Source organism: Pedobacter zeaxanthinifaciens (genome assembly GCF_003313335.1).
In the GTDB taxonomy this organism is placed as follows: domain Bacteria; phylum Bacteroidota; class Bacteroidia; order Sphingobacteriales; family Sphingobacteriaceae; genus Pedobacter; species Pedobacter zeaxanthinifaciens.
In genome coordinates, this window is record NZ_QMHP01000003.1 from 87,758 (window position 1) to 114,443 (window position 26,686).

General features: G+C 38.4%; 22 protein-coding genes. 12 read left to right on the forward strand and 10 right to left on the reverse strand.

The features are described 5' to 3' along the window. The first annotated feature begins 49 nt into the window (after positions 1-49). The 3 genes from porW (at position 50) to uvrC (ending at position 7,237) form a co-directional block, all read left to right on the forward strand. Positions 50-3,052 carry a type IX secretion system periplasmic lipoprotein PorW/SprE gene (gene porW, locus DUT68_RS05325; protein WP_157960780.1) on the forward strand — a complete coding sequence of 1,001 codons (3,003 nt, stop codon included), beginning with the start codon at positions 50-52 and terminating at the stop codon, positions 3,050-3,052. Then, positions 3,042-5,288: a transglycosylase domain-containing protein gene (locus DUT68_RS05330; protein ID WP_113636485.1), complete on the forward strand. Its 2,247-nt coding sequence runs from the start codon at positions 3,042-3,044 to the stop codon at positions 5,286-5,288. The genes porW and DUT68_RS05330 overlap by 11 nt, the downstream gene beginning before the upstream one ends. 140 nt (positions 5,289-5,428) lie before the next feature. Next, positions 5,429-7,237, forward strand: a complete 1,809-nt coding sequence (gene uvrC, locus DUT68_RS05335) for an excinuclease ABC subunit UvrC (RefSeq protein ID WP_113636487.1) — start codon at positions 5,429-5,431, stop codon at positions 7,235-7,237. A gap of 169 nt (positions 7,238-7,406) precedes the next feature. Here uvrC and porN read toward each other — a convergent pair whose 3' ends face one another. From porN to ppnP, 9 genes are all read right to left on the reverse strand, one after another. Beyond that, the gene (gene porN, locus DUT68_RS05340) at positions 7,407-8,345 is read right to left on the reverse strand and encodes a type IX secretion system ring subunit PorN/GldN (protein WP_237088265.1); all 939 of its coding nucleotides are present in this window, start codon (positions 8,343-8,345) and stop codon (positions 7,407-7,409) included. A 72-nt stretch (positions 8,346-8,417) separates the two neighbouring features. Beyond that, the gene (locus DUT68_RS18655; protein WP_370738850.1) at positions 8,418-8,654 is read right to left on the reverse strand and encodes a GldM family protein; all 237 of its coding nucleotides are present in this window, start codon (positions 8,652-8,654) and stop codon (positions 8,418-8,420) included. 6 nt (positions 8,655-8,660) lie between these two features. Continuing rightward, complete coding sequence (gene porM, locus DUT68_RS05345; RefSeq protein ID WP_370738851.1) at positions 8,661-9,941, reverse strand: type IX secretion system motor protein PorM/GldM; 1,281 nt, start codon at positions 9,939-9,941, stop codon at positions 8,661-8,663. 38 nt (positions 9,942-9,979) lie between these two features. Next, positions 9,980-10,786: a type IX secretion system motor protein PorL/GldL gene (porL, locus tag DUT68_RS05350; RefSeq protein WP_113636491.1), complete on the reverse strand. Its 807-nt coding sequence runs from the start codon at positions 10,784-10,786 to the stop codon at positions 9,980-9,982. 49 nt (positions 10,787-10,835) lie between these two features. Further along, entirely contained in the window at positions 10,836-12,158 is a 1,323-nt protein-coding gene (porK, locus tag DUT68_RS05355) for a T9SS ring complex lipoprotein PorK/GldK (RefSeq protein ID WP_113637035.1), read from the reverse strand. A gap of 352 nt (positions 12,159-12,510) precedes the next feature. Further along, the gene (locus tag DUT68_RS05360; RefSeq protein ID WP_113636493.1) at positions 12,511-13,281 is read right to left on the reverse strand and encodes a uroporphyrinogen-III synthase; all 771 of its coding nucleotides are present in this window, start codon (positions 13,279-13,281) and stop codon (positions 12,511-12,513) included. A 15-nt stretch (positions 13,282-13,296) separates the two neighbouring features. After that, positions 13,297-14,247, reverse strand: a complete 951-nt coding sequence (locus tag DUT68_RS05365; RefSeq protein WP_113636495.1) for a DUF4271 domain-containing protein — start codon at positions 14,245-14,247, stop codon at positions 13,297-13,299. A 1-nt stretch (position 14,248) separates the two neighbouring features. Continuing rightward, entirely contained in the window at positions 14,249-15,979 is a 1,731-nt protein-coding gene (locus tag DUT68_RS05370; protein WP_113636497.1) for a BamA/TamA family outer membrane protein, read from the reverse strand. A 35-nt stretch (positions 15,980-16,014) separates the two neighbouring features. Beyond that, positions 16,015-16,296 (reverse strand): pyrimidine/purine nucleoside phosphorylase, encoded by a 282-nt coding sequence (ppnP, locus tag DUT68_RS05375; protein ID WP_113636499.1) that lies wholly within the window; start codon positions 16,294-16,296, stop codon positions 16,015-16,017. Between the two features lie 114 nt (positions 16,297-16,410). On the opposite strand from ppnP, the gene hemW reads away from it, so the two are divergent. The 5 genes from hemW (at position 16,411) to DUT68_RS05400 (ending at position 21,494) form a co-directional block, all read left to right on the forward strand. Continuing rightward, entirely contained in the window at positions 16,411-17,547 is a 1,137-nt protein-coding gene (hemW, locus tag DUT68_RS05380) for a radical SAM family heme chaperone HemW (RefSeq protein ID WP_113636501.1), read from the forward strand. Positions 17,548-17,560: 13 nt separating this feature from the next. Beyond that, entirely contained in the window at positions 17,561-18,346 is a 786-nt protein-coding gene (locus DUT68_RS05385) for an SDR family oxidoreductase (protein WP_113636503.1), read from the forward strand. A gap of 124 nt (positions 18,347-18,470) precedes the next feature. Beyond that, a complete protein-coding gene (locus tag DUT68_RS05390) occupies positions 18,471-19,349 on the forward strand; it encodes a cupin-like domain-containing protein (RefSeq protein ID WP_113636505.1) in 879 nt (292 codons plus the stop codon). A gap of 704 nt (positions 19,350-20,053) precedes the next feature. Next, entirely contained in the window at positions 20,054-20,653 is a 600-nt protein-coding gene (locus tag DUT68_RS05395; RefSeq protein ID WP_113636507.1) for a sugar O-acetyltransferase, read from the forward strand. Positions 20,654-20,699: 46 nt separating this feature from the next. Next, positions 20,700-21,494, forward strand: a complete 795-nt coding sequence (locus DUT68_RS05400; RefSeq protein ID WP_113636509.1) for a DUF3050 domain-containing protein — start codon at positions 20,700-20,702, stop codon at positions 21,492-21,494. A 196-nt stretch (positions 21,495-21,690) separates the two neighbouring features. Here the strand turns inward: DUT68_RS05400 and DUT68_RS05405 are convergent, their stop codons facing one another. Then, positions 21,691-22,116, reverse strand: coding sequence for a YybH family protein (locus DUT68_RS05405; protein WP_113636511.1), 426 nt, complete (start codon positions 22,114-22,116; stop codon positions 21,691-21,693). 57 nt (positions 22,117-22,173) lie between these two features. Here DUT68_RS05405 and DUT68_RS05410 point away from each other — a divergent pair, with 57 nt between their 5' ends. The 4 genes from DUT68_RS05410 to DUT68_RS05425 all read left to right on the forward strand — a co-directional run bounded on the left by DUT68_RS05410 (position 22,174) and on the right by DUT68_RS05425 (position 26,629). Then, entirely contained in the window at positions 22,174-22,566 is a 393-nt protein-coding gene (locus tag DUT68_RS05410) for a ribosomal maturation YjgA family protein (protein WP_113636513.1), read from the forward strand. 114 nt (positions 22,567-22,680) lie between these two features. After that, a complete protein-coding gene (locus DUT68_RS05415; protein WP_113636515.1) occupies positions 22,681-23,772 on the forward strand; it encodes a vWA domain-containing protein in 1,092 nt (363 codons plus the stop codon). Between the two features lie 59 nt (positions 23,773-23,831). Further along, the gene (locus DUT68_RS05420) at positions 23,832-25,310 is read left to right on the forward strand and encodes a sigma 54-interacting transcriptional regulator (RefSeq protein WP_113636517.1); all 1,479 of its coding nucleotides are present in this window, start codon (positions 23,832-23,834) and stop codon (positions 25,308-25,310) included. 65 nt (positions 25,311-25,375) lie between these two features. After that, the gene (locus tag DUT68_RS05425) at positions 25,376-26,629 is read left to right on the forward strand and encodes a metallophosphoesterase (RefSeq protein ID WP_113636519.1); all 1,254 of its coding nucleotides are present in this window, start codon (positions 25,376-25,378) and stop codon (positions 26,627-26,629) included. Positions 26,630-26,686 lie beyond the last annotated feature (57 nt).

Consider the following 26,686-nt stretch of genomic DNA (forward strand, 5'->3'; position numbering starts at 1 on the left):
AAAATATTTTTGCAGATATATTGTTATATACAAAATAACTTAAAACCTTTTGAATACCTACAGCAAAAACAAATACAGCATCTTAATTTGCGGCATCTTGCTCGCATTGCTTTATGGATGCTCCTCTCAAAAAGACACCGTTGCCAATAGGAAGCTCCAAAATCTATCGGCAAGATATAACCTTATTTACAACTCTAATGTTTTAATGGATGAATATTTAGAGGGAATCAATCAAAGTAACAAAGAAAATTTTGACAGCTTTTTACCGCTTTACTACGCACCACCGTTAGCAGAAGCGGCTACTGCTGGCACCAAAGTGAAGCAGCTGGATGAAATAGACCAGAAAGCCCGCACCATTATTGCTGAAAAAAACTTCAGTAATTACATTGATGATGCGTACATCCTTTTAGGAAAAACCAATTTTTATCAGGGCAAATATTATAATGCCAATGCCTATTTTGATTATGTAGCTAATGCTTACAAAAAAAACCACAAGGTATATTTAAATGCATTGAACTGGAAAGCTAGAACGCTTTTGGAATTGGAGGATCTTAATGGTGCCGAAAAGGTAATTGACACGGTTAAAATTGAGCTTGATTCGGTAAAAAGAGGAAAGGCAGAAGCTTTAGCGACTATTGCACAAATTAACATGATCAAAGGCAATGAACTACAAGCTATTGATTATTTGGAAAAGGCCTTGAAAGCTGGCTCAACCAATCTTAATAAAATCCACTGGACATATACATTGGCGCAGCTTTACGAAAACCAAAAACAGTTCGATAAAAGTTTAGCGAGTTACAGAAAAGTAGAGAAAAGTAATGCCGCTTTTGACATGTATTTTAATGCAAAATTAAGCCGTATTAGGATTAATGAACAACTAGCTGGCAAAAATTTTGACAGGAATGCGGCCTTATTAAGAATGCTGAAAGATGATAAAAATGCTGATTTTAAGGATCAGATTTATTTCGAAATTGCGGAAGACTATTATGCCGACAATAACTTTGGTAAGGCCGAAGAGTACTACAATTTATCTGTACGCAATAGCACTAGCAACAATGTGCAAAAAGCAATGTCGTATTTAAAAATAGCCGATTTAAACTTTAAGCATTACAATGATTACGTTGCCGCAAAGCAGTATTACGATAGCACAGCTTTAACGCTTCCAAAAACGCATCCACTTTATACATCCATTGCCAATAAGGCCGAAAATTTGGCCTATTTACAACAACGTTACGAAACTATTTCCCTACAGGACACTTTACAGCGTATTGCTTCTTTACCAGATGCTCAACGTCCTTCGGCTTTAAGCAATTATTTCGCATCGTTAGAACAACCTAAAATAGTTGCCGGTAATGGCACTTCGGGTGGCGGTCAACAGGGCGGCAAAGCTAATGGCTCTTCATTTTCGTCGGGCAACAGTTCTTTTTATTTCGCAAATGCCAATGCCATTAGTAGAGGCTTTAACGAGTTTAAAAAGCGTTGGGGCAACAGAAAATTAGAACCTAACTGGCGACAAAGCAACAAGTCAAGTCAGGAGCAAACCTTGACAGCGGTAGCGGTTAACGACGGCATTGGGGCTTTACCTACAAGTCCTGATAACGCGGCAGCGCAATCCAATGCCGGAGCAAACAAAGCAACATTATATCTGGACTCTATCCCGCTCACTCCGGTCCAATTGGAGGCATCCAATCAAAAGTTAATTAATGCTTATTTAGAAATGGGCAGTTTCTATCAGCAAGTGCTGAACGATAAGCCAGAGGCTATTAAAACTTATCAAACTTTGTTAAAGAGATTTCCGAACAATGCAAAACTTGATATGATTTATTACAGCTTGTACCTAGCTAACCAAGGCATTGACAACGGGAAAGTGACTGAGTATAAAAATTTGGTATTGAGCAAATATCCCAATTCCGTTTATGCAAAAATAATACTAGACCCTAATTTTTCCGCTAAACAAAATCAGCTAGAAGCTACCTTAAATAGAACGTACGAAACGCTATTTACCAAACTCCAAAGCAAAGAATTTGGCGATGTAATTACAGGGGTAAATGCAATTAACCAGCGTTTTCCAGGCAATGCAATGGAAGCGCAATATGCCTATTTAAAGTCCATCGCTATAGGCCGAACTGAAAATGTAGATCAATTATTGGCCGCATTTAATGAAATAGCCGAAAAGTACAAGGCAGACAAATTGATAAAGCCATTGGTTGATCAGCATATTGTTTACGTAAATGCGCATTTACCAGAGTTTAAAAAGCGAAAAATTGCTTTGCCAAGTTACGACCCTAATGAGTTACCATTTGCGGAAAACAAAACTGGCATCAGACTAAATGAGCCAATTATAGCCAATGTGCTTGATCCATCTGGTAACAAAAAAATTTACGTAGCTCCTCCAGTTGAAAAACCTATTGAAAAGCCTGTTGAGAAACCTCAGGTAAAAGAACCGGTGATAGCCAAAGCAGCACCTAAACCAGAACCAAAGGAATCAGTAAAAGAGGTAAAAAAAGAACCTGTTGTAGCGCCTATTGAGAAGAAAAAAGATACTGTAGTGGCGAAGTTGCCTGAAGTTAAAAAAGATAGCGCAATTATTGCTTCTGTACCGAAAAAGGATAGCGTAATTATTGCTGCAGCACCAAAAAAAGACAGTGTTGCTACAGCCACTATCAAACCGGAACCGGTGAAGGAAACATTGTTTAATCCGGCTTCTTCAAGCACCTACTACCTAGTGGTTGCAGTTAATACCAACACCTTAAATGTAAGTAGCTCTCGTTTTGGCATTGGCCAGTTTAATCGCGGAAACTACGCCGGTAATAATTTACGCCACCAATTGAGGGAGCTTGACCAAGATCAGTTGATTATTGTGGGCGACTTTAACAGCGTAACTAACGTACAAGCATATTATCAGAACATAAAACCACAATTAGGCAGAATTATGAAAGTACCTGCCGCTAATTATACTACCTTTGCTATTAGTAAGGAAAACCTAGAAAAAATCACCAACCGTGACACTTTAGAAAGGTACATCAGATACATCAGCAACAATGAATTATAGTAACAATAGAAGAAGCAGCACTTTAACACCAGAATTAATAAAGAAATACAATTGGCGAATTTGGAAAGCACTAATTTTTGGTGTGTTAGCATTTGCCATCTTTATTTTAATGATAGGCTTGGGCGTTTTTGGAGATATCCCTTCTTTTAGGGCTATTGAACACCCCAAAAGCAACGAAGCTACAGAGGTAATTTCTGAAGATGGAAAAGTATTAGGTACTTATTTTGTGAAAAACAGATCGAACGTTAATTACAGCGAGATTTCTCCCAACGTAATTAATGCGCTTATCGCAACGGAGGATATCCGTTTTCGCTCTCACTCGGGAATTGATTTTAAACGTACATTCACCATTTTCCTTTATGCTTTAACAGGTAAAAAGCAAGGTGGTAGTACCATCACCCAACAGTTAGCGCTAAATCTTTTCTCTGAAGAAGGGCGAGCAAAAAATTTCTCAAAACGTATCATCCAAAAATTCCAAGAATGGATTATTGCCATTAAACTGGAACGCAATTATACCAAAGAGGAAATCATCACCATGTATTTAAACACGGTTGATTTCGGAAATAATGCTTACGGCATCAAATCTGCGGCAAGGGTATATTTTAATACCACTCCTGATAAATTAACGATTCCGCAGGCTGCTGTTTTGATTGGATTGCAAAAGGGCATTACCCGTTACTCCCCTACTAAAAATCCAGAAAGATCTTTGGAACGTAGAAACACTGTTATGGCACTCATGGTTAAGGAGGGTTATATCAGTCAGGATGAATTTGCAGGCGAAAAAGAAAAGCCTTTGAACCTACATTTTAATGCTGCAAGTAACAACGATGGAATTGCACCATATTTTAGATCAGTGCTAAAAAGTGAAATCAAGAAAATTCTTGAAGAAAGGTCCATTAACAAAGCTGATGGTACGCCGTACGATTTGGATAGAGATGGGCTTAAGGTATACACTACTATCAACTACGATATGCAAGTGTATGCAGAAGAGGCACAGAAAGAATACATGAAAACGCTGCAAGATCAGTTTAGCAAGAGTTGGAAAGGGAGAAATCCTTTTAGAGGAATGGAAAAATTGATTGATCAGGGCATAAAAAGATCTGACAGGTACAAGGCATTGAAATTGGAAGATAAATCGGATGATGAAATTAACGCAGATTTCAATACGCCAACCAAATTAACCATATTCACTTGGAAGGGTAATATCGATACGGTAATGAAACCCATCGACTCGGTAAAATACTACAAGTTATTGCTTCGTAATGCCATGATGGCCATGGATCCAAAAACAGGGGATATCAAAGCTTGGGTGGGTGGTATTAATTTCGAGCACTTTAAATACGACCAAGTAAAAGTGGGTACCCGTCAAGTAGGTTCAACGGCTAAGCCATTTACCTATGCTGTTGCTATTGAAAATGGCTATTCGCCTTGCTTAACGGTACCTAATGAGCCTGTAACCATCGAAGGCTATGGCAAACCTTATACTCCTGGAAACTCTGGCACGCCACTTCCGGGATCAATCACCTTACAGAAAGCATTAGCCTATTCGCAAAACTATATCGCAGCCTACCTCATGAAACAAGTTGGCCCTACTGCAGTAGTTAATGAAATCAAAAAAATGGGAATTACCAGCGATGTACCTGCTGTGCCATCCATTTGCCTAGGTACTTTCGATGCTTCTATTTATGATATGGTTGGTGCTTATGGTGTATTCGCTAATAAAGGTGTTTGGACACAACCTAACTTCATTACCAAAATTGAAGATAAAAATGGTGTTGTACTTTACGAAAGCAAGCCAATTATCAAAGTTGCCATGAATGAAGAAGTGGCTTACGTGATGACCCGTATGCTACGTGGCGTGGTAACAGGTGGTACAGGCTCTAGATTAAGCTACAAGTATAAAGTTAACGCTCCAATTGGTGGTAAAACTGGTACTACCCAAAATAACTCTGATGGTTGGTTTATGGCCATTACACCTGATTTGGTAGCCGGAGTATGGACAGGTTGCGAAGACCGAGCTTTCCATTTTACCAGCACAAGTTATGGCGAGGGAGCTAACTCTGCCCTGCCAATTTACGCAGGCTTTATGAGGCGTGTATATGGTAACCCTAATTTAAAAGTGGGTAAAAATGACTTTGCACCACCAACAAGCGGGGTGAGCATTGTTTACGATTGTAATCAATACCAGCAACAAGAGCAAACTCCTACTGAATTAGACAAAAAACTAGGTTTCTAGTAAATAAATATCCAATAAGACCTCGTAGGCTTCATAAACCTGCGGGGTCTTATTTTTTTATACGCAACCAATTCATTTCCTCGTCTGATAGCTGAGAATGAAAATTTAAATCGTTTTTTTAGTTTAAATTTGTAACCGTAATGAGCAGTTTCGATTATAAAAAAGCAATAAAGGATATCCCACACAAACCCGGAGTTTATCAATATTTTGATGCTGATGATCAGTTGATTTATATCGGAAAAGCAAAGGATTTACGGAACAGGGTAAGCTCCTATTTTGTACAGGATAAACAGCTCAACGGAAAAACCAGGGTATTGGTTTCCAAAATTAGGCGTATACACTTTACCATTGTTGATACTGAAATAGATGCTTGGTTGTTGGAAAATAGCTTAATTAAAAAGCACCAGCCTCGCTACAATATCATGCTAAAGGATGACAAAACCTATCCTTGGATTGTGATAAAAAAAGAACCCTTTCCCCGTGTTTTCTCCACCCGTAAAATGATTAAAGATGGCTCTATCTACCTTGGCCCTTATGCCTCTGTAGGAATGATGCATACCATCTTAGGCTTAATTAAAGAAACTTATACCTTAAGAACTTGCAACTTACCCCTAACAGAAGAAAATATCAATGCAGGCAAATTTAAGGTTTGTTTGGAATACCAAATTGGTAACTGTAAGGGGCCTTGTCAAAATTACCAAAGCAAAGCCGATTACGAGCAAAACATAGCCGAAATAAAGGACATATTGAATGGGAAAATTAGCACTGTAATTAAGGATGTTAAGCAGGTGGTAAAAAATGCAGTAGAGAATCTGAACTTTGAACTAGCTCATAGCTATCAGCAGAAGCTCAATGTGTTGGAAAAATACCAAAGTAAATCCACCGTGGTAAGCAGCGCTATTACAAATGTAGATGTGGTAAGCATTGCCAGCGATGAACGTTACGCTTTTGTGAACTACCTGAAAGTAATGAATGGTAGCATTATACAAACCCAAACTATCGAAATTAAGAAACGTTTGGACGAAAGCGATGAAGAACTGCTATCTATTGCTATTGCTGAATTCAGAACTAAATTCAAGAGTACATCGAGAGAAATCATTGTACCTTTTGAAATACCTTTAGATGATCAGAACATAAAACTCACCGTCCCTAAACTTGGTGAAAAGAAAAACTTATTGGAACTTTCGGAAAAAAACGTGCTGTTCTTCAAAAAGGAGAAGCTTAACCAATACGAAAAGTTAAATCCAGAACTACGTACTGAACGTCTCCTTACGCAAATGAAAAATGATTTGCGGCTAACACAGCTGCCGCATCATATTGAGTGTTTTGACAACTCTAACTTTCAAGGCAAATATCCTGTTTCGGCTATTGTGGTATTTAAAGATGCCAAACCTAGTAAAAAAGATTATCGGCACTTCAACGTGAAAACAGTAGAAGGCCCTAATGATTTTGCTACCATGCAAGAGGCTGTTTACAGGCGCTACAAACGCATGTTAGAAGAAAATCAACCCTTACCTCAATTGATCATCATTGATGGTGGTAAAGGACAGCTTTCGTCTGCCGTGAGTAGTTTAAAGAAATTGGGCATCGATAGAAAAGTAACCGTCATCGGCATTGCCAAAAGGTTAGAGGAGCTTTTTTACCCTGGTGATAGCTTACCGATGTATCTTGACAAAAAATCAGAGACACTGAAAATCATTCAGCAATTACGTGATGAAGCGCACCGATTTGGCATTACCTTTCACCGCAAAAAACGCGACCAAGGAACTTTAAAAACTGAATTGGAAGAGATAGAAGGTATTGGCAAAAACACTGCCGACAAGTTACTTAAGCAGTTTAAATCCGTGAAGAAAATCAAGGAAGCAAGCGCAGAAGATTTAGCTAGCGTACTCAATAAAAAGCAAGTAATTACACTGCTGAATTATTTTAATAATACGGAAGAAGTTTAAAAGCGATTGAAAAAGTAGTCTGGCAAGGCATGAAGCGATCGTACAACCTTGAAGGTCTAGCAACATTATGCTTTAGGATTGCTTCGTTCCTCGCAATGAAGATCTCAATAAAATGAAAAAAGAGCAAACCTTATCGATTTGCTCTTTTTATTATTTCGTTCGATGGCGCTTAGTACTCCCAAAGTCCTTGCTCCATATCTGCCATTTTTTTCTTGATACGCTCGCTCTCTAACAAACGCTGACGAGGATCACTGATTAGATCTTTTACTTTGTAGTCGCCCGCATTAGTTTCTTTCACAATATTACTTGAAAACAAACGGTGGATAAAGAAATCATCCATGCTTAATGGTGAAGAATCATTTAAAGAACTAAACAATCTTTTGGTTGCCAAAATGTCTCTAGCCTCTTCATAAGCAATCCAAAATACTGGTTGCCACTCCTTGGTTTGGTCATTTAGCTTTAATGGAGCTATAGCAATGATACGAGGTTCAAAAACGCCTCTTTTACCATCAAACACCCAGTCTTCCTTAATTCTGAATTTTAAAAATAAAGCCGGGTTAAATTCGCCAGCAACTTGCGTTACTGTACCGGTTTTATTATTAGTTACGTTTACGGTACCATTAGCCAATCTAATTGCTTCAGTGGTATCTAAAGGAAAATCAAAGTTATCTACATCATCCAAAGTTGTTGGATTTTTAGGATTGTAGGCTGTTAATTCTTCATTTTTAATGTGATTTAACAACACTTCAATTAATCTCGCCTTCGGATAATTAAGTACACCGTTAATGGTATCACGCAAATCGATATCTCTCCAAACACGCTTTGTATAAACTACATCTTCATCTTTAATGACAGGTAAAAAAGCCTTTTCCGAAGCTGTATCTCTCAGTTCACGTTCAATAGCATAACCGTCCTTTGGTTTCACTTTAGGCGCTTTTTTAGGCTTCTCTACCGCTGCTGTTGGCGGAGCAGTTTGTACAGGAGCTGCTGTTGTAACCGGTGTGGATACTGCAGGCTTCTTAGTTTGAGTAGTGGTTTTTTTCTTCTGAGCAAAACCAACAACCGCTAAGGCCATTAAAAAAAACAGTGATAACGTAATCTTTTTCATCTGTATCATTTTTGTTTTCACTTGATGAACCGATTTAAATTGTACAACAAATTAAATCGGTTCTATCTAAATTTATTTTACTGTAAATACCAATGCAGGTAATACTTTTTGTCTTCCATCAGGACCTTGAGAAACAATTTGATCAAAAATAACCCTAGTACCTGGAGAAACCGCATTAATTGCACTTCTCACCGCACCAGTAAAGTTACCGCCCTGTCCTGAAATGGTAATCGCATCTGAACGTGGTTTAATAACTGTTAGCTCAAATCTCACTATCTTAAACTTCACATCAAATGGGAAGTCGTCCAAATCAGCCTAAATTTCCGACTCGCTTTTTAACTGTACCGAAGCAATATCTCCACCGCCATAGCCACCTACTTTAGCTACCGGAGCAGGGATTGCTTTCACTCTGAACTTAGGCGCACCTAAATTAACCGTTTTACCATCGTTAGTACCAGTAACACTTATCGACACTTCTTTCCCTACCAAAGAACCCGGAACGTTAATCATATATTTACCGCCGCTACCGCTTAATGAACCTCCACTAATTGTGGCATTTACACTTGGGAAACCCGGTGCAGAGATAGTAAACGGATTTGGTATACCTGCATAAATAACGTTCAGCTTATCAGAAGAAACTGTTGCAGAAGGCGCAGCTACTTGATAAGTTTGAGGTTTAGTTTCGTAGGTTTTGATATTTCCGTTTCTCTCTTTAACTCTAATTGTACCTTTCCATGTAAAAGTTCCAACACTACCTGTACCGCCGGTATAAACACCTTTGCCTTTATCAGTTGGCACTTTATTACCGTTTACACTAATATCAGGACTTGATTTTGAATCACTTGCGGTTAAATAAATCTCTGCTTTATAAGGCTGTCCCTGAATCACATAAGACGTAGGTGCCACCGCAACAGCTTCAAATTGATCTAGCACTACAATAGGCTTATCGGCCAAAATTTTATTGATAATATCAGCTTCCATGTTTTTAGCATCATTTTGAATCATCGTTAAAATGGTTCTAAACGCAGCTAAAGGCACACCTTCACCAAAATTATTGCCGGTCCATGTTTTCGGTTCGCCTGCTTTAGGCTTAGCCGGATCTAATGCCTGCAATACGAAAGTTGGCTTACCTTCGTCAGCCTGCAATAGTGCTGCTAACTTTTTACCAGTTTCGTTAATTTTTGCTTGTAGCTTTTTACCTTCTTTATTTTCAGCGTCATTACCCATGATATTTTGACCAATATCTAGGTTGTTTTTCTGCACCAAGTCGCCGTTTTCATCAAAGCCATCAGCTGCAATTTTCTTCTGAAGATTATCAATATAGCTAATTAAATCTTCGCCTATTTTCTGCGCTTCCTTTGCTCTATTAAGCTTCAACAAATTGTCGCCACTTTCTTTTGCTTTGGTGCTTTCGTAATTTCTTAAAAGTTGAGTGATATTATTTCCAACGTTCTCTTTGGAAGTATTTAAGCTATCATTAATATTTCTGAAAGCCTTTAACACCAAATCCGAAACGTTAAGGGCAAGCATAGCTAGTAGTACCAAATACATGATACCAATCATCTTCTGCCTTGCCGTTTCCTTACCTCCTGCCATATTATATCAATATTTTATATGTTAAATAATATGACTAATTAAGCACGTGGTTGGTTCATAGCCGTTAACATATTGCCATAAATAGCATTTAACGACGAAAGATTTTTTGCTAGCTTACCAACTTCTTCTTTAAACTGTTTGGAGTCCTCCATAGAATCGTTGAAGTTATCCATTGTTAAAGCGATATTTTGGTAAAATTTATTCATTGATTTGAAATGAGCACTAGAATCTTGTAACTCTAACTCATAAACCGCGTTTAACGCAGATAAATTTTTCGCTAAATTATTTACTTGTTCGTGATAAGCTTTAGAATCAGCGTTGCTTGCACCTAATTCCGCTAACTGAGCGGTAGCTTTATCAAAAGCGATATTCATATTACCAAGGCTATCACTAGCACCTTTAACTTTAGCAGTAAATTCAGTAGTTGCCATTGAAGCGTCAGCAACATTTGAAATACCAGCAACTTTATCGCTAAACGTACGTAAACCGTTACCTAAGCTTTCGATCAACTCTGGACCAATTTTTTCATTCACTAATTTGTCCAAAGCACTGGTAGCACCGCCACCACCAACAGCTGCTTGTGGAATTGCATCAATTGGAGTTGGCTTACCATCTTTACGCAACTGCGGATAAACTTTATCCCATTCTACATCTGGATGTGGAGGAAACAAACCCCCGATTAAGAACAAAAAGGCCTCAACTCCAAGTCCTACACCAATCATGATACTTCCCCAAACGCCTCCCAAGTGAAGAATTTTAAATAACGCACCTACAATTACAATTGCTGCACCAACAGAGGTTGCAAGATGCAGTTTAGCTTCATTTGTAGCATATTTTCCAGCCATAGTTCTTAATAGTTAATTTTTGGTTTATTAGTTTTATTTAGTTTTTTACTTAATTCAAGATGTTGTTACCTGGATAATGCGATACGCATCTGAAACCAATGTACGACCTAGGCACGTCCTGATATTCATGCTGCGCAACCGAATTTTGAAGGAAAAATCCGATGTCTTTCCAAGAGCCACCTTTCACTACTTTTCTTCTGCCTCTTCTAAAAATTGGGTTTTTGTCTTCAGGTAGTGAAGTATTGTAAGAGTTCAAAGTCCACTCAGCTACGTTACCAGCCATGTTGTATAAGCCATAATCATTTGGCAAATAAGCTCTAGCCTCTACCGTATACAATGCACCATCATCTGCATAATTACCTCTACCTACTTTAAAGTTTGCCTGTAAACAGCCTTTAGCATTCATAATGTAAGGACCGCCCCAAGGGTATTTCGTCTGAGTTCTCCCCCCACGTGCAGCGTACTCAAATTCTGCTTCCGTCGGTAAATCATATCTTAACCTAGAGTTCATTGGAAGCTTTCTTTGACGAGCCACATTTTCGTAGAATTGTGTACGCCAGTTAGTAAAAGCTTTAGCCTGATCCCAAGTAATACCCACTGCCGGATACCTGTCATAAGAAGGGTGGTTAAAATAAGCCTCCACCATCGGATCGTTATACTCATAAGTATAGTCTTTTCTCCACACAAGCGTATCAGGATACACCATTACAGATGGATGCTCATTAACTTTACCAGGAGTAGGATTATCTGTGTAGATATCATAATCATCAATACGCTGCCTGTTTGGAGAAGCCGAATTCTCTAAAGCCATATCAGAGTTTTTCTCTACATAAGCATAGCGCAATAACTTGATATCGATATCCTTATCGTTTCTACCATGGGTAAAATTAGAAAGGTTATCGTTGATATACATCGCTTTTAGCTTGGTTTGTACATCAGTTTTTTTGTTATTCCAAAGATTTGATCCGTTGCCTACTTTTCTCCAGTCAATTACTTTGAATTTCTGGGCCCCAGCGGCAGCATTACCTTTTGGTTTAATAAAATAATCGTCGATATTACCTTTAGTGATAGCGATAGAATCTCTTACCCAATTTACAAATTGCCTGTATTCGGCATTGGTGATTTCGGTTTGGTCCATAAAGAACGGGCTCATAGAAACCATTTTGCTTTGCTTGCCCTGATAAAAAGTAATGTCCTCATCAGTCATGCCCAAAAGGTTCCTACCGCCAGGAACATACACCATCCCCAACGGGATTGTATTGTTTTTAAATTTTCTGTTATAGGCTCCCACCAATTCTCCCTGACCACCTTTTCCACAGCTAGAAAGCAGTAAAGCTAGTGAGGAAATTGCAAGAAAGTAAAATTTCTTCATATGTTGTCTAAGCAATTTTATAGCAATTTTATCAATTAACATTGAGATTAACAACTATTCGCACAAAAAAATCCACACTTTTTGCGACAAAATAATTTATTAACATTTTGTTTTTGTTAAAACCATTGGTTTTTAAGCATAAATAGCTTGTTCTTGTTAACTAAAAAACAGTTCAAATACCTCTAAATTAGCACAAAAAGCGAACTTTTAATTATCCGATTTTGTAAGCCAGTACAAGTTAACGCCATCAACAACAAATTATTGCTTTGACATATAAAAATTGCAAAATATTTCCTGCAAGTTATCTGTTAACGAATTGCTTTTCAATACCTAAAACTAGGTATCTTTAAAATTATTTGTTAGATTTTTTGATATAATTTTCCAAAGCCATGATCATAGATGGCGCTTCGGGATTTGGAGCTGCAATATCCACAATTAAACCTTTATCAGCTACGGCTTTCTGCGTATTTAAGCCGAAAGTTGCAATTCTGGTATTGTTTTGTAGAAAATTGGGGAAATTTATATACAACGACTGAATACTCGATGGACTAAAGAAAGCCAGCACGTCATAAAATACATCAGCAAGATCAGAAAGATCGCTCACAACAGTTCTAAAAAGCACAGCTGGAGTTACATCATAACCGTTTTTTTGAAGAAAATTCATGGTGTCTTCTGTTGCAACATCCGAACATGGGTACAGGAATTTGTCACCGGCATGCTTCTTTAACACTTCGGCCAAATCCGCAGCGGTTTGTTTTCCAAAGAATATTTTACGTTTTCTATACTGGATATATTTTTGCAGATAAAGTGCAGTAGATTCCGAAATACAGAAATATTTCAGATTAACGGAAACTTCAAACCTCATCTCTTCGCAGATTCTAAAGAAGTGATCCACAGCATTTCTACTGGTAAAAACCACAGCAGTATAATCCGCTAAGTTGATTTTCTCTTTTCTAAAATCTTTAGCCGGAACACCCTCTACATGTATAAACGAACGGAAATCGATTTTTAGATTATATTTTTTTGCTAAATCAAAATATGGGGACTTCTCAGTTTCTGGCTTAGGCAGGGTTACCAATATACTTTTAACCTTACGTAATCTGTCTTCTTTATTTTCTTGCATTTCCTAAATAGCACTTTAAAAACCTATTGCCTTGATTAATATCAATATAGGGCAAATTTCGAGGGTGCAAAAATACAAAAATAAATACAATTTAGGAAACCTATACTGTGATAAAATATTTACACTTGCTCTGATGAATTGAAAAACAAAAATAAGTGCCAAGGCCGATATGCCTAGTACAATGTATCCAGAGGCATATTTTTTGGCTGAAAGTGCAAATGCAATGATGATAGGAATGAACAATAATGAGGCATTAAAATAACTTAAATATAATATAGAAACATATTGATGGAGTGGTTTCTGTAGGTCGAAAACGAAACCTAGCACCCTTAAACATACGATTTTTAACAAGTACAGAAAAATAACACCTACCGAAATGCTAACAAAAAAGCTAAAACCTCCCTGCATTGCCCTAGGTAGCTGCTGCTGCTGTGCGGCAAGGTAAAAAAACATCCCAATGGTAAATCCAAACTGAATAAAAAGTAATAAGAACGACCATGAAGTAACTAAATTATCTTCCTTATTTAAGTTATTTAAGGCCCTATTACTATAAAATGATTGCACAACGGCAGACAATTGTTTACCGAATGCATTTTTTAAAATTGCGAAAAGCACCAAGAGAAATGCTATAATTGCCAACACCCAAACATCGCCTTTTGGCAACAAATCTCCTTGCTGATAACTTACTTTTTCTGTTTTATTGGCGGCGCTTATGATATCATCCAATGAAAAAACGCCAAACCCGTAACCTTTGCTCAAGCTATCTAACCAATGCGCCTGCGTCAGCGAATCCCTCATTTTTAATATGGGAGGAGTTAGCGTATCTATTTTTACCAATTGCGCACTGTCTGTTTGCAAGCTATCTGTTAACCTAACAAACTGTGTACTATCAACAGCAATGCCTTGCGCATGAGCACATGTAATTATTCCAAACGCAAATAGGGCTAACCAAAAGTTCTTTAACATATCAAAACAGTGCAGTAATACCAAAATGGATTTTACCTTGCCGCAAATTTAAGGGAATATTTTTTTGTTTACCCAAAGCATAGCTGATAGAAAGTATTCCTAAATTGGTTTCGAAGTTTACGCCAGCACCAAAACCTAAGGGATAATCATTTGATTTGAGCTGTGGTGTTTCATAATGAAGGTAGGCCTGATTATAGAATAGGAATAAAAAAGAATTTTGTTCTAACAGATAGCGCAGCTCTGCGTTAGCATAGGTATAGGCATTAGCCAGCAAAGAAAGTTCGTTAAAACCACGCAAACTTCTTTGTCCGCCCAACCTAAACACCTCATTGGCCAACAAATACTTACCACTTAAAATTCCAGTTTGGTTAGATAAGGCTGCTACTAGCTGCTTAGCCAACGGTAAATAAAAATTAAGCTGACTAAACCACCGATAAGTAGTACTACTCATTGGTACATTTTGATAAAGTGCCGGAGGTATTCCGGCATTTTGCCTGATCCTTTTGCTACCAACGGCAATATCGGCATTGATGCTGTATCCCTTTTGAGGATTGAACCGATAATCTAGATTTTCTAAATTCAAACCTAATCCGTAGAAAGTAGTGTTAGCGTCAAGAATAGACGGAAGAGCTGTTGCGTTTTGGTAGGCCTCCACACTTGAGAGCCTTGTGGACCTATTCTCCACGAAAAACTGGAAAGAATTATTTCCCTTGAGCAGGTAATTAAAACCCAGTTTGGTGTCTACATTTAGGAAGGAAGTATCTTGCTTGTACAAATACAGGCTTGGCATAATTCCAAAGTCAGTACTAAAAATATGTGGCACAATTACCTTAATATCTAACAGCTGACTTTGTTGCGCTAGCCCTTGATAGTTGAAATTTAATTGCTCACCCCTTTTAAACGCATTTTGCAAATTTAACTTAAGATTCCCTACCAATTGATTTTTACCCGTCACTTGATTTTGTTGAAGCCCCAAAATACCGTCGAACTGACTGGCGTCTTTCTTATCTGCAAAAATCCTGAGCGTTGCTTTTTCGTTGGAGAAATCCACTTCAGAAGGTTTCAAAATTTGCAGAAATGGCAATTCTCTCAAGCGATTTTCAACCTGTTTAACGGCCTTTTCATTATAGGCAAATCCGTTTTTAATATTAAGATATGATTGTACATATTTTTGCGCCAACTGAGCAGAACCCACCACTTGAATGGTATCAAACAAAATTTTTTGATTTGGCTTAACCTCAATACTGGCACTAACGTTATTACTATCTAAAACTACCTGCTGCAAACTTAAGCTCGCAAATGGATAGCCCGAATTTTCATAGTAGCCTAATAGCTTCTCAAATAACAAGTTTAGGTTTTGGATATTGAATGCAGCGGCACGATAATCTCTTTCCCTAAACCCTACCTCCTGCCTTACCGCCGAAGGTAAATTACCTGGCAGTAAATTTACCCACCTAAACTGCTGATTAGGGATGATATTGATCACAGCAGATTTTTGAGCAAAGTTTATTGACGATATTTCTGCCAATAAGTAGCCTTTAAACTGCAATTGCGCTATGACCTTTTCGGCTTCTTTATACACCGAAAGGCTATCCTTTACTTGATTTGCATAGCTGATATTTTTAAACTGATGGCTAGCAGCACCCTCCCAATGCACATTGGTTTGATAGCCAGTTTGTGCGACACTACTGATCCACAAACAACAGGCAACTATAACCAATATCCATCTCATATTATTTTTGCAGCTTAGCAAAATTAAACCCGGTGCTACAATCCGTACTTGCAGTGATAAGCTACAGGGATGGCCACCCGCACTTTAAAAGAAGAATCTGCTTCTACCTCAAATTTCTCTCCCGCTTGGTAGGTTTTCCACGAATCAGCTTCTGGTAATGACACCTCCATTTCACCTTCTACAACAGTCATCACTTCGTAGGTAGATGTTCCAAATTCGTACTCGCCCGGATTAATAACGCCAACTGTAGATTTACCATTGTTATTGTATCCTAAGGATTTTACCTGACCGTCAAAATATTCGTTTAAAGCTATCATAAGGCTAATATAGGAACATCGGCGCACAAAAACTTCATCAACATAGATTTGTAGTAATTTTTAATCCCGATTTTTTGCCGCAGCTATCTTAAATTTTAACCATAACTTTGCGGCATGGCCGGAATTTACATCCATATCCCATTTTGCAAAAAAGCCTGTACTTATTGCGATTTTCACTTCACCACTTCTACCACTTACCTAAAGGAAATGGTAGAAGCAATTTGCAAGGAAATTGTGCTAAAAAAGCACAGACTAGCGGGCCAACAAATTGGGAGCATTTATTTTGGAGGTGGTACGCCCTCAGTGTTACCAGCCACAGCTTTGCAACAAATTTTTGGCACAATAGAAAAACATTTCAGCGTAGCAAGCAATGCCGAAATCACTATTGAAGCCAATCCGGACGATTTGACGGCTCAGAAAATAGCTGAATTTAGAAAGTTACCCGTGAACCGTTTTAGCATTGGTACGCAATCATTTTTTGATGAGGATTTGCTTTGGATGAATAGAGCACACCATGCAGATGAAGCAGTGGCAAGTATCAAACGGAGTCAGGATGCAGGATTTGAGAACCTTACCATCGACTTAATTTATGGCTACCCATTGCTGAGCGATGAAAAATGGAAGAGTAACATTAATACCGCTTTTGAACTGCAAATACCACATTTATCAGCCTATGCTTTAACAGTTGAGCCCCGCACCGCATTGGCACATGCCATTGATAAAGGCAAGCAACACAAAGTGGATGATGAACAAAGCGCTGCTCAATTTTTGATGCTCATTGAAGCAATCAATGCAAAAGGTTTTGAGCAGTATGAGATATCCAACTATAGTTTGCCAGGACGTTATGCCGTACATAACACTAATTATTGGAAGGGCGTTCCCTATTTGGGCATAGGCCCGTCGGCACATGGCTTTGATGGCGACAACAGATTTATTAATATCGCTAATAACGCTAAATACCTAGCAGCTATTTTTGCGGAAAAGCTACCGGAAACGGTTGAATTATTGAGTATAACCGATCGATTTAACGAATACGTGATGACAGCGTTACGTACCATGTGGGGCATTAACATTAAGGAAATTGAGCTGCGTTTTGGTAGAAGTTTTGCTGATCAAACTAAAAAACAGGTAAAACCATTTGTTGCAAATGGGCAGTTGTTGATGGAACAAGATACCATTAAATTAAGTACTGAAGGTAAGTTGTTTGCAGATGGCATTGCAGCCGAACTTTTCGCAGAAGAAAACGATTAAAAATTGACAGTGTATGAAAAATAAAGTGGTTTGGATTACGGGAGCCTCATCGGGTATTGGGGAAGCGTTAGTTTACGAACTGAATGCCGCTGGAGCTAAATTGATTATTTCTTCCCGTAACCGGGATGAACTTTTTCGTGTAAAGCAACAATGTCGTAACCAAATTGATGTCCACGTACTTTCTTTAGATTTAGAGAACAAGGAAACACTTCCCGAGAAAGCGGAAGATGCCCTGAGGATTTATGGACATATCGACATGCTTATCAATAGCGGAGGTATTAGTCAGCGGGCTTTGGCTTTGGAAACCGACTTAGCAACCGAGCAGCGTTTGATGGACGTTAACTTTTGGGGCACGGTAATTTTAAGCAAAGCAGTGTTGCCGCAAATGATTAAAAGAAACACTGGAACTATTGTGTGCGTAAGCAGTTTGGTAGGCAAGTTTGGTACACGTTTCCGTTCAGCATATTCGGCTTCAAAGCATGCACTACATGGTTATTTCGAATCGTTGCGAATTGAACTAGATAACCCCAACATTCACTTGATGCTGGCTTGCCCCGGTTTTATAAAAACTAAAGTGACCATTAACGCACTTACTGCCAATGGCAGCAAACAAGGCACTATGGATGAGGCGCAAGCCAATGGAATGCCAGCCGAAGAGTGTGCAAAACAAATTATAAAAGCCATTGAGCAGAAAAAGGACGAAGTTTACATTGGTGGAAAAGAAACTAAAGGCGTACTGCTCAAAAGGTTATTCCCTAGTTATTTTGCAAAAATCATTAAGAAAGCTAAAGTTACGTAAAACTGATTTGCATCATATTTTTCACATTTTATTACCGCATCTATACAGCGTAATCATTTAAATTAGAAATTTGCATCTTTTAACTTTTTGTTAATTTTAATTAAAAGTTTATCACAACATACAAATGAGCTTTATATTAAGACCTGTCGATACTGTTGAAAGCATCAGCAAAGAAGACTTTAAAAAAAACTATTTGGATCCTAAAAAACCTTTGGTAATTAAAGGATTAACAAAAGATTGGCCTGCCAGAGAGAAATGGACAACCGAGTATTTGAAATCTATTGCTGGCGATGTGGAGGTTCCGCTTTATGATAACTCAAAAGCCGACCCTAGTAAACCAATTAATGCGGCAGTAGCTCATATGAAGTTTGGCGATTATTTGGACTTGATTAAACGTGAGCCCACAGAATTACGAATTTTCTTGTTCAATCTTTTTAAAAAAGTTCCAGGATTGATTAATGATGTTAAAATACCGAAAGGCTTGATGGGAGGCGTAATGGAAAGCGTACCTGCTATGTTTTTTGGTGGCTCTAACTCTGAAACGTTTTTGCATTACGATATTGATTTGCCTAACATTTTACATACCCACTTTGGTGGTCGCAAACATGTAATTTTGTTTGATTATAAATGGAAAAAACGCCTTTATTGCTTACCTAATGCCACTTATGCGTTAGAAGATTTTAATGTAGGCAAACCTGATTTCGAAAAATTTCCGTCGCTAAATGGTATTGAAGGTTACGAAGTTATTTTGGAACACGGCGATACGTTATTTATGCCAATTGGCATGTGGCATTGGATGAAATATTTGGATGGTTCATTTTCGTTAAGTTTAAGAGCTTGGGACCAATCAATAGCCGGTAAAGCTGCAAGTTTATGGAGCTTATTTAAACACGGCGCTGTGGATAGCTTGCTAAAAATGGCTTTTAAAGCAAACTATGCTAGTTATAGGGAAAAGCTAGCCGTAAAACGAGCTGAAAACGCTTACGCAAAGGGAAAACTTTAATGCTAAGTGATTAAAATTACATATGGCGGGGCATCGATAAGATAGCCCCGCTTTTAGTTTAAAGGTTTTTTAGCGTTTATATGTGAAAGTGGTTTTGTTGAATATGCCTTTGCGTCCTTAGCGGAACTTATTTCCCTTTGCGTTAAAAATTAAACCGCAAAGTTTGGAAGTTAACGCAAAGCGGCGCAGAGGAAAAAACCAACTTTTTGAAATTGAATATACCCATGCTTCCTTAGCGGAACTTATTTCCCTTGGCGTTAAAAATTAAACCGCAAAGTTTGGATGCTAGTACAAAGCGGCGCAGAGGAACAAACCAAGCTTTTAAATTGAATATGCCTTTGCGTTCTTAGCGGAACTTATTCCTTGGCGAAAAAAATTAAACCGCAAAGTTTGGAAGTTAACGCAAAGCGGTGCAGAGGAAACTCCAACCTCTTAAAGCACCAAAACATCATCAAGGCACTGCGCAGTTACCAACCTAGTAGCACAGCACCTAGTTAAATAAACCCGATTGCAACGGCAGCTCCCGATTGCAAAGAGGGACTAAAGTGGAAAGCGGGGCTACCGTAACCATCACAAACTGAAACTGCTTTTCAAAAGAAACCACACAGATTCGCCACTAAAAGACACCAAAATATCATAAAACCAAAAACTTTCGAAAGCCAATTGCTGCATCGTTAATTTTGCGCTATTGTTACCAAGCTGAAATGACCGAAAAAGAAAAAATGCTGGCTGGAAAGGCTTACCAGGCTGGAGATAAGGAATTATCGCGAGACAGGCTGAAAGCTCGTGAAATAGTTTTCGAGTTTAACAACCTTGCTCCTAAGCAAATTAAACAGCGCAAGCAGCTTATAAAACAGTTATTTGGCAAAACAGACACGATGTTTTACATTGAACCACCTTTTAGGTGCGATTATGGCTATAACATTGAAATTGGCGACCACTTCTATAGCAACTTCAACTTAACGATTTTAGATTGTGCGAAGGTAAGCATTGGTTCGCATGTGTTTTTTGGGCCTAATGTGGCAATTTACACTGCCGGACATCCATTCCACCATTATTTACGTAATAAAGAATATGAATGGGCGCAACCTATTACCATAGGCGATAATGTTTGGCTGGGTGGCAATGTTGTGATTAACCCTGGTGTAACTATTGGCCATAACGTGGTGATAGGTTCGGGGAGCGTGGTAACTAAGGCTATTCCGGATAATGTTTTTGCGGCGGGGAACCCCTGTAAGGTAATTAGGGAAATTACTGATGCAGATAAGGAATTTTACTACAAAAACTTTACGCTAGAACAGTAGCTAATAACATGATTTTTAAAGAAATAGATTCATTAAAATAAATAAAATGGATACGCAGATAGCAAAAATAAACACTGAAGCAGCTGATTTAAAGGCACAAATTGTTAATCATAAAGTTTACACGCAAATAAGTGATTTGCCTGAGCTTCGCATTTTTATGGAGCATCATATTTATGCCGTTTGGGATTTTATGTCGTTGTTAAAAGCGCTTCAAATTAAGTTGACCTGCACCACCTTGCCTTGGTTTCCGGTAGGTAATGCGAAAACTAGGCAGTTGATTAATGAAATTGTGGCCGGAGAGGAATCTGATTTGGATGAAAAAGGTGAAATTAAAAGTCACTTTGAACTGTATTTAGATGCTATGGAACAGGTAGGTGCCAATACTAGCCCCATTCGCAGGTTTATTGCGGCATTGCAAGCTGGACAAAATTTTGAGGAAGCTTATGCAGTTGCACAGGTGCCCAAGGCTGCTCAAGATTTCATGAATAGCACTTTCTCGATAATTAATGCAGGTAAAAATCATGCAACGGCGGCAGCCTTTACCTTTGGCAGGGAAGATTTGATCCCCAACATGTTCCACAGTATGGTGAACGATTTGAACAGCAAGCACCCCAATCAGGTTACTGTTTTTAAATATTACTTAGATAGACACATTGAAGTGGATGGCGACCACCACAGTCATTTGGCCTTGGCCATGACGAGCGAACTTTGTGGCGATAATTTGGCGCATTGGGCGGAGGCAGCGGCAGCCGTGAAGGAAGCTCTACAACAACGTATCAACTTATGGAACGCTGCTTTGGCTGAAATTAAGCAGTTGAGCGTGGCCGAAGTTGCCAACTAAATTATTTTGGCCCAAGGGTTTATTGCGGGCTTTCTTCCAACGGTAATGAATTGAACCAAACATCGTTCATGACCTACTAGAATGTTTCAAATTTGTTGAACAAATGGATTTTATTTTGCTCAACAAATTTGGCGTTTTGCGCCGCGAAGAAAATGTTAATTCTCTTAGAGATGTCTCGTTCCTCGACAAAAAGTATCTATGAACTATGATCGGCTACTACCTTCCATTGCCCGTCTATTTTTTTCAACAACAAAGTGAAATAACCTTTAGGCTCATCTTTTTCACGTTTCAAATTCCAACTGCCTAAAACAAAGGCTACATCTTTCGCCAAAAATTCTACTTTTTTAATACCGAAGGTTAAAAAACCCATGGCACTTTTATCGGGGTAACCTCGTTTGTAATTATCCAACGTTTTTTGCCAACCGTAAGTTGGGCCGCTTTTACCTACGAAAAGTAGGCTGTCGCTTTTCCAATAACCTTGCATGTAGGCTTCCATATCTGCTTTATTCCAAGCCTGCCTTTGATTTTCGAGCACCGTTAAGATTGCCGTTTTATCCTTTGCACTTTGTGCCCATACTGTATTGCCCCAAACCAGTAATGCCAACCATATTATTTTTTTCATACCGCTTGTTTAATTGAAAATGTAGCTTAAATTAGGTGAATAATACTACCAAAACAAATGCAACAAGAAGAAAAGACCTTTAGGTTTGACAAGCAGAGTTTCCTTATAGCCGCCGCTATTTTTATTGTAGAGGTTTTAATTGCATTATTTATTACCGACCACTTTGTTAGGCCCTATGTTGGCGATGTATTAGTTGTAATTTTAATTTACTACACAGTAAAATCATTTGCCAATATAGCTGTTAAGCCGTTAGCCATAGGCACCCTCCTATTTTCGTATTTGATAGAAACTTTGCAGTATTTTCAATTTGTTAAGCTGATTGGCTTGGAACATAACCGATTGGCAAATGTGGTTATTGGAAATTATTTTGCTTGGGAAGACTTACTTGCCTACACCATTGGTATCATCATTGTAATTATAGTGGAGAGAAAAAGACTTTTACACGATTAGAAATTAAGAGATTTTAGCTATTGCCTATTTCTACAATTTCAAAATATTATGACATACGTCTTAAAAAAATAAGGCGACGAAACCTTTAACTTAGTTCCTACGTTAATTTATAGGATGAAAGGTTTTCAATTTTCTAAGTTTTTACCTAACGAGCGCCCTAAAGGTGGTTTTGATGAGATGCTTAAGTTATTTACGCAGCTTTTAAACTACACCGCAGGTGATGCCGGCGAAGCTTTAGCGTGGATGAACGAGCTGGATAAGCAGTACAAATTCACCAACAACGACTATGGCATGGGCGATTTTATGGAGGATTTAAAGGAGAAGGGTTATCTAACTGAAGAGAATGGAGAAACTAAAATTACTGCCAAAACAGAGCAAACCATCCGTCAATCAGCTTTAGAAGAAATTTTTGGAAAGCTCAAAAAAGCTGGAAAAGGTAATCACAACAGCAATATTTCGGGCATAGGCGAAGAAAAAAATGCCGACAGAAGAGAGTTTAACTTTGGCGATAGTTTGGATCAGATTGATATGACGGCATCTATCCATAACGCTCAAATTAATCATGGTATAGGTAATTTTACGCTTACCGAACGCGATTTGGAGGTAGAAGAAAAGGACTACAAAACACTTACTTCAACTGTGTTGATGATTGACATCTCTCACTCTATGATTTTATATGGTGAAGATCGAATTACTCCAGCCAAAAAAACGGCAATGGCATTGGCCGAATTAATTAGAACAAAATATCCGAAAGACACCCTTGATATTGTTGTTTTTGGCAACGATGCCTGGCCAATTACCATAAAAGATTTATCTTATCTGCAGGTGGGCCCTTACCATACCAATACCTTTGCTGGTTTAGAATTAGCTACAGATTTACTGCGAAGACGCAAAACGCATAACAAACAAATTTTTATGATTACCGATGGCAAGCCAACTTGCTTAAAAGAAAATGGCAGGTATTACAAAAATAGCGTTGGCCTAGATAGAAAGGTAATTGCAAAAACCTTAAATATGGCTGCGCAGTGTAAAAGACTGAATATTCCAATCACAACATTTATGATTGCAAAAGATCCATACTTACAGCAATTTGTCCGCCAATTTACGGAAATTAATGGCGGAAGAGCATTTTACAGCTCGCTCAATGGCCTAGGCGAATACATATTTGAAGATTATATCAAGAATAGAAGAAGAACAGTTCGGTAGACGGAAGTCAGATGTCCGAAGACCGACGTATAACGTACTACTTATAACTTACAACTTAAATGCAAGCAAAAACACTAGGCGAATTAAAAGCCACCTCATACCAATCACTAAGCGTTAAAGACGAATTAAGAAAAAACCTAATTGCGCAACTGCAAAATAAAGAAGCTGGCTTCGAAGGAATTTTAGGTTATGATGAAACTGTTATTCCTGAATTACAAACAGCGATTTTGGCCAGGCATAATGTGCTGTTACTGGGTTTAAGAGGGCAAGCAAAAACCCGTATTGCCCGTTTAATGGTTAATCTTTTAGACGAATACATTCCCTACATTGAAGGTAGTGAGATTTTTGATGATCCGTTGAACCCAATATCGTGGTACGGAAAAAATGAAATTGCCACCAAAGGCGATGATACACGTATTGCATGGTTGCACCGCAGCGAGCGCTATACCGAAAAATTGGCTACTCCAGATGTAACAGTTGCCGATTTGATTGGAGACGTTGACCCTATTAAGGCCGCTAACCTAAAACTTACTTACAATGATGAACGGGTGATTCATTTTGGTTTGATCCCAAGGGCGCACCGCAGCATTTTTGTAATTAACGAATTACCTGATTTGCAAGCACGTATTCAAGTGGCTTTATTTAACATGTTGCAGGAAAAAGACATCCAAATTAGGGGCTTCAAATTGCGTTTACCTTTGGATATTCAATTTGTTTTTACCGCCAACCCTGAAGATTATACCAACCGTGGTAGTATTGTAACTCCGCTGAAAGACAGGATTGAAAGTCAAATTTTAACGCACTACCCGAAAACCATCGAAATCTCTAGAAAAATTACTTTCCAAGAGGCGAAGTTAACTAACGAGCAGCGCTTAATTGAAGCTGATGGTTTAGTAAAAGATTTGGTAGAGCAAGTGGCATTTGAGGCCCGCAAAAGCGAATACATCGATCAAAAATCAGGAGTATCTGCCCGTTTAACAATTTCAGCGTTCGAAAACCTCATCAGCAATGCGGAAAGAAGAATGTTGGTGAACAAGGAGAAATCTACTTTTGTACGTATCTCCGATTTTAGTGGAATTATTCCGGCAGTAACTGGAAAAATTGAATTGGTATACGAAGGTGAATTGGAAGGCCCGGCCAAAGTAGCCTATACGTTAATTGGAAAAGCCATTAAACAAATGTTCGCTAAATATTTTCCTGATCCTAACAGGGCCAAGAAAACCAAAACAGCCAACCCTTTTGCTCAAATTACAGAATGGTTTACCGATGGCAACACGGTGGACATTGATGACAACCTTACCTTTGAGAATTATAAAAAAGAACTTAAAAAAGTTCCAGGATTAGAAGAATTGGTAAAAACTTTTCATCCTAAACTGAGTGAAAATCAAACCCTACTGCTAATGGAGTTTGTTTTACATGGTTTATCAGAATTTTCTCAACTGAACAAGAACTACCTCAATGGAGGCTTTGGCTTTTCTGATATGTTTGATAGTTTATTTAATGCCGACTTAGATGACGAAGACGAAGATTTTGGATAAGGTTAATCTTACTGAAACAAACAACTTCACTATACATCTAAATAAAAACCATTAAAATTGCCCAAATGGGAAGAACAATATTTTTAACGATACTTTGCCTAGTAGTTATTTTATTAGACATTTATTGCTATTACGCCATAACGGCTGTTTTTAAAAAATGGAAGCCAACTACAAAAATCATATTTAAACGAGCTTGGTGGATCATCAACATCGGATTAATTGTAGGGGTATTTTGTGCCATTTACCTTAACTTATTTTTAACGGCCAGAGCAATTATTTTAGTTGCCTTTTTCTTGCTTACAGCCAGTAAAATAGTGATGTTGCCTTTCTTATTGATTGATGACTTACGAAGGCTAGTTATCAAAATTTTCAAGAAAAACGTTAACAAAACAAACGAAGAAACCACCGCAAGTTTGCCAGGTGAACCTATTAGCCGTTCGTCATTTTTAGTAAAGGCGGGGTTAATTGCGGGTGCTGTGCCCTTAAGTTCACTCAGTTGGGGCATCATTTCAGGCGCTTATGATTACCAGGTGCGCCGCGTAACGTTAAAGCTTCCAAATTTGCCAAAGGCTTTTGATGGTATTACGCTTGCGCAAATTTCCGATATCCATTCGGGCAGCTTTTACAATAAAACTGCGGTACAAGGCGGAGTAGACTTGCTCATGGCTGAAAAACCAGACTTCGTTTTTTTTACTGGCGATTTGGTAAATAACCTAACCAGCGAGGTGAAGGATTACCAAAATATTTTTAGCAAAGTAAAAGCACCATTAGGCGTTTATTCGGTATTGGGCAACCACGATTATGGTGACTACCATTTTGGAAAAGGTACATCGCCGGCAAAAGTTAAAAACTTACAGGATATGATTGCCACCCATAAAATAATGGGTTACGATTTATTGATGAACCAACACCGCCGACTAAAAGTTGGAGGGGAAGAGATTGGCATTGTAGGTATTGAAAATTGGGGTATGGGAAGATTTCCCAAATATGGAAAGATGGAACTTGCAATGCAAAATACCGATGATTTACCTGTAAAGCTATTGCTATCACATGATCCATCGCACTGGCGTGGCGAAGTTTTACCAAAGTACAAAGACGTTGATGTGGCCTTCGCCGGACATACACACGGTATGCAGTTTGGCGTACGTTTGAAAGAAATGCAATGGAGCCCGGTGCAGTACATCTACAAAGAATGGGCGGGTTTATATCAAGAACAACAGCAACAGCTTTACGTTAACGTTGGCTACGGGTTTTTAGGTTACCCTGGCCGTGTTGGGATTTTACCAGAAATTACGATATTTACATTGAGCAGAGTTTAATGCTGAAAGTTACAGGTACTAATCGTTACTTTAACTTGCTTGAACTAGCCAGCTCGC